Below are 12,815 nucleotides of genomic sequence, written 5' to 3'. Positions count from 1 at the left end.
AAAAGGTCCGGCAGCCCAGCTGCGATCAGCAGCTACCGATCAACGGGCCGCCCTGGGACGACGTCCACCAGATCCTGGAGGGGAAGCACGTGCGGAGGAGCACGATCATCGGCGCCGTGCTGGCCGGCGGTCTCGCACTCGCGGGCTGCACGCCGAGCGAGGAACCCAGCGACCAGCCCCCGGGCCCGGGCACGCCGCCGCCCGCGACCGCGCAGCAGCACGCCGGGCAGGGGCACGCCCCGGCCGGCGAGCACACCGCGACGGACCGCGAGTTCGCGCAGCAGCTGCTCGCCAACCGGCAGCAGGTCCTGAACCTCGCCGAGCTGGCCGGCACCAGCGCGCAGAGCGCCGAGGTCAAGACCCTCGCCGCGGAGTTCAAGCAGGCGGCTCAGCCGCAAGTCGACCAGTTGACCGCGTTCCTGAACTCCGCTACCGGCCAGCAGTCCGGCAGCTCCCCGGAGGACGAGGCAGGCGACTCCGCCGACGCCGGTCTGCAGACCGACCAGCAGCTGCAGCAGATCTCGAAGCTGTCCGGAGCGCAGTTCGACCAGCAGTGGAAGCAGGCGATGCTGTCGCTGCAGCAGGGCGCCGGGAACCTAGCCCGCACCGAGCAGGAGGAAGGCTCTGCGCAGCAGATGCGCAAGCTGGCCGAGGAACTCGTCGCCGAGGAGCAGCAGACCGTCACGAAGCTCAACGCCTTGAGCTGACGCGACTCGAAGACGCGAAGGGCGCCTTCCGCCGGGCAACCGGCGGGAGGCGCCCTTCTCTTTCTTCTCCCGTGGAGCCGAAGGGCGTCTCCAGCCGGTCCGCACCGGTCGAAGACGCCCTTCGCGCTTAGCCCGATCAGGTGCATCTCCGCCGCGTGCCAGTGATCTTCGACGCGTCCTCGCTCTAGAAGGCCACCTGGGACGCGGCGCGGGTGGATTTCCGTCTCCCCAGTGGCGACGCCACTTCGGTGGCGGCGTGGTGCCGGGCGCCGTTTTCGCGCGAAACCGCCATCCCCCAGGCGTGCAGAACGCCGTTTTCGCGCGAAAACGGCGTGAAGATCACATCGAGACGTCATCACGTCATTGCGCGACGTCCGGCTCGCGCTGGCCCGACTCGGCGGTCTTCGTCACCCGAACGACGCCCGGACCAGCAGGAATTCCGCCCGCCAGGAACTCGGCGCAGTGCGCGGCCGGGGCCGCGGTCCAGTTCGACGCTTTCTCTTCCGCTCCCCGCGACCAGAACCTACTATGAGTAGCCTACTGACCAGTAGATAGCTCGCTGGCCGCACGAACCTAGGGAGTGCTCATGCCGAACGTGTCCGGGAAAGTCGTCCTGATCACCGGCGCCGCGCGCGGGATCGGCGCGCAGACCGCGCGGGAGCTGGCCCGGCGCGGCGCCCGGCTCGCCCTGGTCGGCCTGGAGCCCGACGAGCTCGCCGCCGTGGCCGCGGAACTGGGCGACGGCCACTTCTGGGCCGAGGCCGACGTGACCGACCCCGACTCGATCGAGGCCGCCGTGGCCGCCGCCGTCGAGAAGCTCGGCCGCCTCGACGTAGTCATCGCCAACGCCGGGATCGCGCCGATCGGCACGGTCCGCCACTCCGATCCGCGCGCGTTCGTCAAGGCCGTCGACGTCAACCTCAACGGCGTCTTCCACACCGCCCGCGCCGCCCTGCCGCACCTGATCGACCGCCGCGGCTACCTGCTGGTGGTCTCGTCGCTGTCGGCGTTCAGCCCGACCGGCGGCATGGCCGCCTACACCGCGAGCAAGGCGGGTTCGGAGGCGCTGGCCAGCGCGATCCATTCGGAGGTGGCGCACCTCGGTGTCGCGGTGGGCAGCGCGCACCCGTCGTGGATCGACACCGACATGGTGCGCGACGTCGCGAAGGACCTGCGCACCTTCGCCGCGATGCGCAAGCGGCTGCCGTGGCCGATGCGGGCGACCACCAGCGTCGAGGACTGCGGCAAGGCCTTCGCCGACGGTGTCGAGCGCCGCGCCCGCCGCGTCTACGTGCCGCGGGCGATCATGGTGATGCACTGGCTCCGCAACGTGCCGTCCTCGCGCCTCGCGGAGCGGCTCATGCTCCCCGTCCTGCGCCGCCTCATCCCGCAGCTGGAGCAGGAAGTCACCGGACTGGGCCGCTCCCTGAGCGAGCGCCACCAGAAGCTCCAGGGCTGATGCCGTGCGTGCTTCGTGTTGCCATAGAGCTTGTTTCCAGGCGCACCTTGCGTGGCGGTGCGGGTGGCGGTCCCCCTGCGGGAGTTGCTGCGGCCTTCTCGCTGTGGGATCCCCGGCTCATGAATGGCCAATTCACCACGTCGGGGCTGTCCTCGCTGGGAGAACCCCGGAGGGGTGGGCGCCGTGAACCCGCGGCGGTGCGAGTTGCGAGGGTGGGCTAAGCGGCTGCGCCGCTTCAAAAACAAAGGCAGCACAATGCACGCACGGTCCCGAACGGTTGGGACCGGTGGCCGGGTTGTCTGACGCGGAAGGCGGCCCCGGCCACCGGAGTCTCAACGCGAGCGCTGCTCGCCGACCAGCGGGCCCACCCGCCGCCGGAACGGCGCCGCGAGTTCTCGCTGCCGCTCTCGCTCGACCTTGGCGATCAGCAGCCAGACGGTCTGGTCGTTGCGGCCCGTCGCGCTGTGCTGCGGGCGGCCGGGCGTCGCCGCGGCGATCCAGCTCGGCGCGCGGACCAGGATGCCGCCGACAGTCGCGCCGATCGTGTTGCACACGACGTCGTCGGTGGACGCCACCCGGCCGGTGACGGCCAGGAACTGGACCAGCTCTATCGAGCAGGCCAGCACCAGCCCGCCGAACGCGATCTTGACGATGCTGTCGAACCACCGGACCCGCTGCGGCACCAGCACGCCGAGCGGCAGCAGCAGGACGAGGTTCCCGGCCAGCTGCACCCAGGGCAGCGAGTCGCCGGGGTCGGCGGCCAGCGCCATCGACACGTCCTTCCCCAGGTCCGGCCGGACCGGTTCGGCCGCCGGCCGCTGGGGCGTGAAGACGAGGTATGCCACGCAGAGCACCGAGAGGACCAGCACTCCGTCGATCAGCGGGCCCCACCGCACAGATCTTTCCGTCAGGTAGTTGCGCACCAATGCCGATCCGAGCGCCGCCGCCACGGCGACCGGGAGCAGAACGGTGACCACTGGTACGAATCCGTCGAATGCCACGAGAATCTGCTGCACGTTCGCCGCACTTCCTCTGGCCGCCAGCGCCAGGACGACGCGGCCACCGGAAATCCACAGTGGATCGCCGAATGACCTGGAACCGTTGGGAACTCTCATTTCCAGCGGTCTGCGTTGACCGGTACCTGCAAGGGATCAGGGGCTGGCGGCGGCCGGACGTCGCCTCGGGGTCCGCCGACGACCGGCCGCCGATGAGCCCTGCCGCGAAGTCGCGGCAGGCCGGGGGCGTTCCGGTGGCGGGACGATCCGGCCGGTGCGGTGACGCCGCCGCTGTCGGGGTCCGACGAGCGCCTGCCGCATGACCTACCTCCGCCACTCCCCCGCACTGCTCTGGTAAAGATCCGAAATCAACTTGGTTGCGGTCGAACCTAACCGCCGCCCCAGAACCCACCAGGAACATGGCAAAAACCCGCCACTCCCGACACTAGTATCCATTGAGGACGGACAGGTTGCCAGAAGAGCGCTCCGATCAGGGGTTTCGACAAGCGGGCCGCCGTTACACAACGCGACGGAAGATAATTCCCACAATTCCCAAACGGGAAACACCGCGAATCCTCGTGAATTCCGCGTAACGCGCGGTGAACGGCGGTGGAATAACGGAGAATCGCCCGCCCGGCGCGAAGTCGGGCCGACCCGCCCACGCCCGGCTGCCGCGGCGGTGCGAAAAATCACGTGCTCCCGAGAATCCGGACCTGCTAGCCTTGGGTCCGTTCGTGCTCGATGACGCAGGTGGAACGGGAGGTGAGATTCAATGGTTGCCCTGGTGATCGCTGCTGCACGCAGCGCCCGGACCGTTCTCACGTCCCGAGTCCCGGTCTGATGCGCCGTCTTCGCTGACAAGTCCGCCCGCGTTGCGGACGCGTCTGCGCGCGCCTCCACCGGGACTCCCATCACCAGGAGTTCCCTCCGTTGTCACACAACACTTCCGCACATCCAGGCGATCTCGCTTCCTTCGGCTGGGACGAGACGCTCGACCAGTCCTTCTCCGAGCACCGAGCGGCCGGGCTGATCCCGGCGCGCGTCATCGGCGTCGACCGCGGTAGCTGCGACGTCATCACCGCCGACGGACCGATGCGCGTCGGTACGTCCCCGACTCCGGCCGATCCGCTCGAGGCGCCGTGCACCGGCGACTGGGCCGCCGTGCGCCCGGGAGCAGATCCGCGGCTGGCGGTCCTGCTCCCCCGACGCAGCGCCATCGTGCGGTCGAGCGCGTCGCGTTCGTCGCACGGGCAGGTGCTGGCGGCCAACGTCGACACCGCGGCGGTGGTCGTTCCGGCGGTGGAGCGGCCGAGCCCCGGCCGGATCGAGCGCCTGCTCGCGCTGGCTTGGGAGAGCGGCGCGGTACCGGTCGTCGTCGCGACCAAGGTGGACCAGGCCGACGACCCCGAGCGGCTGATCGCCGAGCTCGCGCTGCTGGCGCCCGGTGCCGAGACCATCGCCACCAGCGTCGTCACCGGCGAAGGCATCGACCGGCTCAGCGGCCTGCTGACCGGGACGGTCGTGCTGCTCGGCCGGTCCGGGGCGGGCAAGTCCACGTTGGCCAACGCCCTGCTCGGCACCGACCGGCTGGCCACCGGCGCCGTCAGGGAGCAGGACGGCAAGGGCCGGCACACCACGGTGCGCCGCGAGCTGATCCCGCTGCCGGGCGGCGGGGTGCTCATCGACACCCCCGGCCTGCGCGGCGTCGGGCTGTTCGACGCGGACGAGGGGCTGGAACGGGTCTTCGCCGAGATCGAGGAGCTCACCCGCGATTGCCGGTTCGCGGACTGCGGCCACGACACCGAACCCGGCTGCGCGGTCCAGGCCTCGATCTCCGCAGGCGAGCTCAGCGCCCGCCGGCTCGACAGCTACCGCAAGCTCCAGCGGGAGAACGACTGGGCGGCGTCCCGCGCGGACGCCCGGCTGCGCGCCGAACGCGACGACCGCAAGAAGGCCATCACCCGGCATCTGCGCGCCACCTACCGGTTCCGGGGCAGGAAATGACCGCTGACCGACCGAATCGGACTTCCACGACCACGGAGAAAACCGCTGTGAACGACAACAGTTCGCACGCCGCGGACCGCGATGACGTGCGCGACGCGTTCTTCGCGTTGCACCACGGCCTGCCCCGGCAGGGGCCCGGATCCGACGCGACCACCCGGCACCTGCTCGAACTCGCCGCACCACCCGAGGCGCCCCGGGCGCTCGACATCGGCTGCGGGCCGGGACGGGCGTCCCTGCTGCTGGCCGCCGAGGCCGGTGCCCGGGTCACGGCCGTCGACCTGCACCAGCCGTTCCTGGCGGAGTTGCGCGCCGCCGCGGAGGCGAGCGGGGTGGGCGATGCGATCGACACCGACGTCCGGACGATGGCCGAATTGCCTTACCCGGACCGGAGTTTCGACCTGGTCTGGGCCGAAGGTTCGGCCTACAACATCGGTTTCGACACCGCGCTGGCGTCCTGGCGGCGACTGCTCGCCCCGGGCGGCGTGCTGGTCGTCACCGAATGCGAGTGGGCGACCGACGACCCGGCTCCCGAAGTCCGGGCGTTCTGGGACTCGCACTACGCGCTGCGCACGACCGAGGCCAACGCGGCCGCGGCGGTCCGGGCCGGATACGAGGTGTCCGCGATCTACCACCTGCCGGAGACGGACTGGTTCGACGAGTACTACACCCCGCTGGCCGAGCGCATCGCCGCGGCCGACCTGACCGCGCCCGGGATGCGGGAGGCGGTCGCGGGCGCCCGGGCCGAGATCGAGATCCGCCGGGCGCACGGCCGCGACTACCGCTACACCGGCTACGTACTGCGCCCGAACCACGAGGAGAACACCGAGATGTGGACCACCCGACCGGAGACCGAAGCCGACATCCCCGCGATCCGCGCGGTCAACCTCGACACCTTCCCGACCGCCCTGGAGGCGGACCTGATCGAGGCGCTGCGCGAGGACCCGGCGTGGATCGACGGGCTGTCCATCGTGGCCGAGGACGCGAACGGCGAGGTGGTCGGCCACTCGCTGCTCACCCGCAGCCACGTCGACGGCTTCCCGGCCCTGACGCTCGGCCCGTGCGCGGTGCTGCAGCGCTACCAGCGCACCGGAGCCGGCTCGGCGACGATCCGAGCCGGGCTGGAAGCGGCGCGCGCGATGGGCGAGAAGCTGGTCCTGGTGCTCGGGCACCCCGAGTACTACCCCCGCTTCGGGTTCAGGCGGGCATCGGAGTTCGGGATCGGCCTGACGATCGAGGTCCCGGACGAGGCCATGATGGCCCTCCCCCTCGACCCGGAAGCCGAGATCCCCGGCGGCAAGGTCCGGTACCCGGCCCCGTTCGGCATCTGACCCGGGGCGGCTGAACACGACGAGGGCCCTGCTCACCTGGCGAGGTGAGCGGGGCTCGCGTCCCGCTCAGTCCTTCTTACGGCGGAAGAGGCGGAGGATCGGGTCGTAGCGGTGGTCCGCCACCCGCTCCTTCAGCGGGATCAGCGCGTTGTCCGTGATGTGGATGTTCTCCGGGCAGACGTCCGTGCAGCACTTCGTGATGTTGCACAGGCCGAGACCGTGCTCGCCGCGCGCCTCTTCCGGGCGGTTCTCGGCCGCGTCCAGCGGGTGCATCTCCAGCTCCGCCACCCGCATCAGGAAGCGGGGCCCGGAGAACGCCTGCTTGTTGTCATCGTGGTCGCGGATGACGTGGCAGGTGTTCTGGCACAGGAAGCATTCGATGCACTTGCGGAACTCCTGGGAGCGCTGCACGTCCACCTGCTGCATCCGGTACTCGCCCGGCTCCAGCCCCTCCGGCGGCGCGAACGCCGGCACCTCGCGGGCCTTGGTGTAGTTGTAGGACACGTCGCAGACCAGGTCCTTGATCAGCGGGAACGTCCGCATCGGAGTGACCGTGATCGTCTCGGACCGCTCGAACGTCGACATCCGGGTCATGCACATCAACCGGGGCCGGCCGTTGATCTCCGCCGAGCACGAACCGCACTTGCCCGCCTTGCAGTTCCACCGCACCGCCATGTCCGGGCACTGGGTGGCCTGCAGCCGGTGGATGATGTCGAGCACGACCTCACCCTCGTTGACCTCGACGGTGTAGTCGCGAAGCGCCCCGTCGGACGGACCGCGCCACACCCGGAAGTGCGCCTGGTAACCCATCTACAGCCCCTTCACCTGGACGTCCGCGAGTTCTTCCTCGGTGTAGTACTTGCGCAGCTCCTCGACCTTGAACAGCGTCAGCAGGTCCTCGCGCATCGGCGCCTGCGGCTGCTCGACGACCTCGATCCGCTCGTGGCCGACGCTGCAGACCAGCAGCTTGCGCCGCCAGTTCGCGTCCATCCCTGGATGGTCGTCGCGGGTGTGGCCGCCGCGGCTCTCGGTGCGCAGCAGGGCGGCGCGCGCCACGCATTCGCTGACCAGCAGCATGTTCCGCAGGTCGAGGGCCAGGTGCCAGCCCGGGTTGAACTGCCGGTTGCCCTCCACCGCGAGGTGCTCGGCGCGCGCCCGGAGGTCCCGCAGCCGCTCCAGGGCCTGCCGCATCTCCGTGCCCTTGCGGATGATCCCGACCAGGTCGTTCATCGTCTGCTGCAGTTCGGCGTGCAGCGCATAGGGATTCTCCGCGTTCGGCGAGGCCGCGGAGGCGAACGGGTCCTGCGCGCGCCGCGCTGCGGCGTCCACATCGGACTCCGCGATCGCCGGACGGGCGTCGAGACCCGCGATGTACTCGGCGGCGCCCGCACCCGCGCGGCGGCCGAAGACCAGCAGATCGGACAGCGAGTTCCCGCCCAGCCGGTTGGAGCCGTGCATCCCGCCGGCCACCTCGCCGGCCGCGAACAGGCCCGGCACCCGGGACGCCGCCGTGTCCGGGTCCACCTCCACGCCGCCCATCACGTAGTGGCAGGTCGGCCCCACCTCCATGGACTCCGCGGTGATGTCCACGTCGGCGAGTTCCTTGAACTGGTGGTACATCGACGGCAGCCGCCGGGTGATCTGCTCCGCGGGCAGCCGGGTCGCCACGTCGAGGAACACCCCGCCGTGCTGCGAGCCGCGGCCCTCCTTCACCTCGTTGTTGATCGCGCGCGCCACCTCGTCGCGCGGCAGCAGCTCCGGCGGACGGCGGTTGTTGTCCGGGTCGTCGTACCAGCGGTCGGCCTCGGCCTCGTTGTCCGCGTAGTTGTCCTTGAAGACCTCGGGGATGTAGTCGAACATGAACCGGCGGCCCTCGGAGTTGCGCAGCACGCCGCCGTCGCCGCGCACCGACTCGGTGACCAGGATGCCCTTCACGCTCGGCGGCCAGACCATGCCCGTCGGGTGGAACTGCACGAACTCCATGTTGATCAGCGACGCCCCGGCCCGCAGCGCCAGCGCGTTCCCGTCGCCGGTGTACTCCCAGGAGTTCGAGGTCACCTTGAACGACTTGCCGATGCCGCCGGTGGCGAGGACGACCACCGGCGCCTGGAACAGCACGAACCGACCGGACTCCCGCCAGTACCCGAAGGCCCCGGAGATCCGCGCGGAATCCTTCAGCAGCTCGGTGACCGTGCACTCCTGGAAGACCTTGATGCGGGCCTCGTAGTCGCCGTGCTCGGCGTGGTCCTCCTGCTGCAGCGACACGATCTTCTGCTGCAGCGTGCGGATCAGCTCCAGGCCGGTGCGGTCGCCGACGTGCGCCAGCCGCGGGTACTCGTGGCCGCCGAAGTTGCGCTGGCTGATCCGGCCGTCCGGGGTGCGGTCGAACAGCGCGCCGTAGGTCTCCAGCTCCCAGACCCGCTGCGGCGCCTCTTTGGCGTGCAGCTCCGCCATCCGCCAGTTGTTCAGGAACTTCCCGCCGCGCATGGTGTCGCGGAAGTGCACCTGCCAGTCATCGCGCGAGTTGACGTTGCCCATCGAGGCGGCGATGCCGCCCTCGGCCATCACGGTGTGCGCCTTGCCGAACAACGACTTGCACACCACGGCCGTGCGCAGGCCCTGGGAGCGCGCCTCGATCGCCGCGCGCAGACCCGCGCCGCCGGCGCCGATCACGACGACGTCGTACTCGTGCCGTTCGATCTCCACCATCGACTTCCTTCTGCTTCACAAGCGGCGGCAGCCGCTTGCGGTGTGGGACTCGGCTTGCACCGCCGCGGGTTCTCAGGGGCGGTGCACGCTAGTTGAACAATCTGGGATCCGGGAACGCGCCGCTGGCGACCAGCAGCACGTAGAGGTCGACCAGGGCCACCGACACCAGCGACGACCAGGCCAGCAGCATGTGCTTGCCGTTAAGCCAGGTCACCTTGGTCCAGAACCAGTAGCGCACCGGGTGCTTGGAGAAGTGGTTGATGCGGCCGCCGATCAGGTGCCGGCAGGAGTGGCAGGACAGCGTGTACGACCACAGCAGCACCACGTTGGCCACCATCAGCAGCGTGCCCAGCCCGATGCCGAAGCCGCCGTCGGCGCCCCGGAAGGCGATCACCGTGTCGTAGGTGAGCACCGCGGCCACCACCAGCGCCGCGTAGAAGAAGTAGCGGTGCACGTTCTGCATGATCAACGGGAACCGGGTCTCACCGGAGTAGCGGCGGTGCGGTTCGGAGACCGCGCAGGCCGGCGGCGACGCCCAGAACGACCGGTAGTAGGCCTTCCGGTAGTAGTAGCAGGTCAGCCGGAAGCCGAGGACGAACGGCAGCACGAAGATCGGCGGCGGCACGAACGGCCCCAGGTCCGGCGCCGGCTGCCCCCAGTGGCTGGAGCCGGGCACGCAGGCCGTGGACAGGCAGGGCGAGTAGAACGGCGCCAGGTAGTGGTACTCGGGAACCCAGTACCACTGGTTCATGAAGGTGCGGATCAGGCCGTAGACCACGAAGGCCAGCAGCCCGAGGAAGGTGACCAGCGGCGGCAGCCACCACCGGTCGGTGCGGAGGGTTCGCACGGAGATCCGTGCCCGTCCTGAGGCGGAAGGTGGTGCGGACATTCGCAGACCTCGTTGTCTAGGTTCGTCCGGCGGTGCTCACCTGAGGTCGCTCATTGTGGATCAACGGCCTCGACCCAGGTAGTCCCCCAACCGGCGCAACCCGGTCGTGGCCTTCCCCCGATCAAGCGAGATGCGGGGGACTCCTCCCCCGCATCCGGGCCGGTCCACTGCGGACAGGCGAGCGGCTGCCGACTGGCGGCGTGCAGTCCCTGCGGCGGCCTAGTGCGGGGCCTGCCCGCCCAGTCCCTCGTCGTCGGCGTCGCGCCACAGCGACGGGTCGTAGGGGGTGTCGGGCACGATCACCACGTCCTCGGCGGACTCGGTGCTGCGCCGCTGCGTGGGCATGGTGCCGGAGAGTTCGGCGATGTCTATGTCCAGTCGCTCCACATCGTTGTGGATCCGGCGCACGGCCGGGGCGTCGCCGTAGCGCGACCGCAGCGCGCCGACGCTGCTGCGGAGCTGCGCCAGGACGCGCTGGAGATCGGCCAGTTCGGTCGTCGTCGAGGCCATGGGCGAACACCTCTTCCGCCTAGCGGGGCTAGTACCGCACCGACTCTGCCCCCAACGACGTAATGTGACAAGTGCCACATTGTAGATCTTGCTCGAATTCCCCCACCGGGGTCAGGCGACCTCAGAACCCGTGAGTGCTTCGGGGCGCATTGGCACCCCAAAGCACCCGGGACCCCCGCCGAGATCAGGTGTCCTGGTCTTCGTCTTCTCGGGGGTTCTTGCGGCGGTCCCGGTAGACGATCACCGCTACCACCGCCACCACCGCGAACGTCGGGACGAAGAACGGGACCGCCGTGATGATCGGGTGGCTCGCCAGGACCAGCTCCGCCGACGCGGACGTCATGCCGTGCCGTCCGCGAGCCGGGCGACCCGGACCGCGCGGTGCTTGGCCCGGCGGGCCGTCGGTGGGCCCGAGATCGCGCGCGAGACCCGCTGCGCTCCCCAGCCCAGCGACACCACCAGCGCCACCGAGCACGCCAGCACCACCAGCGACGCGCTGACCCACAACCACGGCGGGATGCCCAGCTTCGTCTCGCGCTGCAGCACCTGCCATTCCGGTTGGCCGTCGCGGGTGAACTGCGGTTCCGCGGCCAGCTCGGGCAGTCCCAGCGCCGCGTCGGCCGGCATGTGGATCGGGAACGCGAGCATCGCGCGGCCGTCGTGCAACCGCAGCAGGGTCTTGCCCGTCCCGTCGACCGGCACCGGGTCGGTGGTCCGGTAATGGCCGTCGCCGATCCGCCGCAGGTGGTCGACCCTCAGCGGCCGCCCTGCCAGCTGGTCACCGCCAACCACGTCGGGTCCTGGGCAATCGCGGGCGGGTCTAGCCGCACGTCCGCCTGGCCGGTCCGCTGGTCCAGCGCCATCGTCGCGCGCACTCCCGCGGGCGCGGTGCCGATCAGCCCGTTGGTGACGCCCAGCGCGATCGCCAGCAGGGCGCCGCCGAACACCGCTCGCCGCACCGGCAGGCTCGGCAGCTCGCCGCGCAGGGCGCACACGAGCGACGCCCCGAGCAGGCCGCCGCTGACGCCGCCGACGATGGCCATGAGCACGCCTTCCAGCAGCATGTCCGGCGTCCACGGCATCACGAAGGCGAACTGCGTCCACACGTATTCGCTGGCGAACCCGATCGTGCCGATGAGCAGGCCGGACACCGTGCCCAGCGCCAGCGGCCTGCGCAGCAGGGCGACCGCCGCGACCTCCACGCACAGCGCCTCGACGACGTACAGCGGGACGGCCGCGAACAGCTCCCCGATCACCGGGCCGACCAGGACCGAGACGCCGCCGCGGATCAGGACGTAGAAGCCGACCGCGAACAGCGCGCCGCCCCGCCCGACCCACATGCGGGCGACCACCAGCGCGCACCCGGCGGCGACAGCGATCAGCAGCGGCTGGTGCACCAGCCGGAACTGCGGGACGCCGAAGTCGAACTCGGCCTGGAAAACCGACAGCCCCGCCAGCATCCCGCCGCCGATCATGCCGCGCCGCACGTAGCAGGCGAGCATCGTCTCGGCCCGGCCGGTGCGGACGAACCGGCCCTCGCGCTCCAGCAGGGCGAGGGCGATCAGCGACAGGCCCGCGCCGCCGATGAGCATCAGGTGCGTCGGACCCCAGAGCGTGACGTCCTGGCCGAAGATGCGGTGCCAGACGTCGTCGAGCGGGAAGCCAAGCAGCGCGTAGAAACCCGCGCCGGCCAACAGGATTCCACTTGTCGGCGCGTACCAGTCGCGGGTGATCCGCACCGCCGCGCGACCGGGGCGCTCGCCCAGTGGCAGCACCATCGCCAGCATGCCCGCGGCGAACAGGCCGAACAGGCCGAACAGGATCGGGTAGTGCGCGATGTTCGCCAGCGGCCCCTCGTCGCGGCCCTGCGTGATGTGCAGCGAGATGTCCCAGTACATGCCCAGCAGCGCGAGCACCAGCGAGCCGAATGCGAGCTGCATCGGCAGCGCGGCCCAGCCGGGCAGCCCGCGGAGGAACCAGGAGTGCTCGGATCGCTCGGCGAGCCGCGCGAGCAGCTTGGTGCGACCGGTGCGGTGACCGTAGCCGAGCAGGAGCAGGAGCGCGGTGAGCAACGTCGCGCTTCCCGAAGCGATCAGGATCTGGTCCAGGGCGGCCCCACCGGCCGGGCGGGTGTCCGGCAGCTGCTGCATGAGCGAGGTCATGGCAGTAGTGGAACACGCGGACCTAGACAATGTCACGCCCTAATGTGACATT

The 12,815-nt window shown here is 70.4% G+C and carries 13 protein-coding genes; 4 read left to right on the top strand and 9 right to left on the bottom strand.

Annotated features, from left to right (window positions below):
* The first annotated feature begins 89 nt into the window (after positions 1–89).
* Entirely contained in the window at positions 90–707 is a 618-nt protein-coding gene (locus E1288_RS07080) for a DUF305 domain-containing protein (RefSeq protein ID WP_132482461.1), read from the top strand.
* A 184-nt stretch (positions 708–891) separates the two neighbouring features.
* Here E1288_RS07080 and E1288_RS46795 read toward each other — a convergent pair whose 3' ends face one another.
* Positions 892–1,050 (bottom strand): hypothetical protein, encoded by a 159-nt coding sequence (locus tag E1288_RS46795; RefSeq protein ID WP_165968019.1) that lies wholly within the window; start codon positions 1,048–1,050, stop codon positions 892–894.
* A gap of 243 nt (positions 1,051–1,293) precedes the next feature.
* Between E1288_RS46795 and E1288_RS07075 the strand changes: the two genes are divergently transcribed.
* Positions 1,294–2,166 (top strand): SDR family oxidoreductase, encoded by an 873-nt coding sequence (locus tag E1288_RS07075; protein ID WP_132482459.1) that lies wholly within the window; start codon positions 1,294–1,296, stop codon positions 2,164–2,166.
* A gap of 332 nt (positions 2,167–2,498) precedes the next feature.
* Here E1288_RS07075 and E1288_RS07070 read toward each other — a convergent pair whose 3' ends face one another.
* A complete protein-coding gene (locus tag E1288_RS07070) occupies positions 2,499–3,182 on the bottom strand; it encodes a VanZ family protein (RefSeq protein WP_235883394.1) in 684 nt (227 codons plus the stop codon).
* A 909-nt stretch (positions 3,183–4,091) separates the two neighbouring features.
* On the opposite strand from E1288_RS07070, the gene rsgA reads away from it, so the two are divergent.
* Positions 4,092–5,165, top strand: a complete 1,074-nt coding sequence (rsgA, locus tag E1288_RS07065) for a ribosome small subunit-dependent GTPase A (protein ID WP_132482451.1) — start codon at positions 4,092–4,094, stop codon at positions 5,163–5,165.
* 47 nt (positions 5,166–5,212) lie between these two features.
* Complete coding sequence (locus E1288_RS50115; protein ID WP_328592442.1) at positions 5,213–6,493, top strand: bifunctional class I SAM-dependent methyltransferase/N-acetyltransferase; 1,281 nt, start codon at positions 5,213–5,215, stop codon at positions 6,491–6,493.
* Between the two features lie 66 nt (positions 6,494–6,559).
* On the opposite strand, the gene E1288_RS07055 is transcribed toward E1288_RS50115, so the two are convergent.
* The 7 genes from E1288_RS07055 to E1288_RS07035 form a co-directional block, all read right to left on the bottom strand.
* Complete coding sequence (locus E1288_RS07055; RefSeq protein WP_132482447.1) at positions 6,560–7,303, bottom strand: succinate dehydrogenase/fumarate reductase iron-sulfur subunit; 744 nt, start codon at positions 7,301–7,303, stop codon at positions 6,560–6,562.
* Complete coding sequence (locus E1288_RS07050; protein WP_132482435.1) at positions 7,304–9,202, bottom strand: fumarate reductase/succinate dehydrogenase flavoprotein subunit; 1,899 nt, start codon at positions 9,200–9,202, stop codon at positions 7,304–7,306.
* A gap of 88 nt (positions 9,203–9,290) precedes the next feature.
* Complete coding sequence (locus E1288_RS07045; RefSeq protein ID WP_132482433.1) at positions 9,291–10,091, bottom strand: hypothetical protein; 801 nt, start codon at positions 10,089–10,091, stop codon at positions 9,291–9,293.
* A 219-nt stretch (positions 10,092–10,310) separates the two neighbouring features.
* The gene (locus E1288_RS07040; RefSeq protein WP_132482430.1) at positions 10,311–10,601 is read right to left on the bottom strand and encodes a hypothetical protein; all 291 of its coding nucleotides are present in this window, start codon (positions 10,599–10,601) and stop codon (positions 10,311–10,313) included.
* A 184-nt stretch (positions 10,602–10,785) separates the two neighbouring features.
* Complete coding sequence (locus E1288_RS46790) at positions 10,786–10,944, bottom strand: hypothetical protein (RefSeq protein ID WP_165968018.1); 159 nt, start codon at positions 10,942–10,944, stop codon at positions 10,786–10,788.
* A complete protein-coding gene (locus tag E1288_RS48655) occupies positions 10,941–11,393 on the bottom strand; it encodes a hypothetical protein (protein WP_235883393.1) in 453 nt (150 codons plus the stop codon). The genes E1288_RS46790 and E1288_RS48655 overlap by 4 nt, the downstream gene beginning before the upstream one ends.
* Entirely contained in the window at positions 11,357–12,763 is a 1,407-nt protein-coding gene (locus E1288_RS07035) for a hypothetical protein (protein ID WP_235883392.1), read from the bottom strand. The genes E1288_RS48655 and E1288_RS07035 overlap by 37 nt, the downstream gene beginning before the upstream one ends.
* Positions 12,764–12,815 lie beyond the last annotated feature (52 nt).

Origin of the sequence: Saccharopolyspora elongata (assembly GCF_004348985.1) — a bacterium.
GTDB classification, from domain to species: Bacteria; Actinomycetota; Actinomycetes; order Mycobacteriales; family Pseudonocardiaceae; genus Saccharopolyspora; species Saccharopolyspora elongata.
Note: the sequence above shows the minus strand (reverse complement) of the source record. Positions and strands in the feature narration are given on the sequence as shown.

Excerpts from the sequence above, each read along its gene's own strand:
- E1288_RS07075 (WP_132482459.1), top strand. The coding sequence starts at position 1,294 with ATGCCGAACGTGTCCGGGAAAGTCGTCCTGATCACCGGCGCCGCGCGC.
- E1288_RS07055 (WP_132482447.1), bottom strand. The coding sequence starts at position 7,303 with ATGGGTTACCAGGCGCACTTCCGGGTGTGGCGCGGTCCGTCCGACGGG.
- E1288_RS07050 (WP_132482435.1), bottom strand. The coding sequence starts at position 9,202 with ATGGTGGAGATCGAACGGCACGAGTACGACGTCGTCGTGATCGGCGCC.
- E1288_RS07045 (WP_132482433.1), bottom strand. The coding sequence starts at position 10,091 with ATGTCCGCACCACCTTCCGCCTCAGGACGGGCACGGATCTCCGTGCGA.
- E1288_RS07040 (WP_132482430.1), bottom strand. The coding sequence starts at position 10,601 with ATGGCCTCGACGACGACCGAACTGGCCGATCTCCAGCGCGTCCTGGCG.
- E1288_RS46790 (WP_165968018.1), bottom strand. The coding sequence starts at position 10,944 with ATGACGTCCGCGTCGGCGGAGCTGGTCCTGGCGAGCCACCCGATCATC.
- E1288_RS07035 (WP_235883392.1), bottom strand. The coding sequence starts at position 12,763 with ATGACCTCGCTCATGCAGCAGCTGCCGGACACCCGCCCGGCCGGTGGG.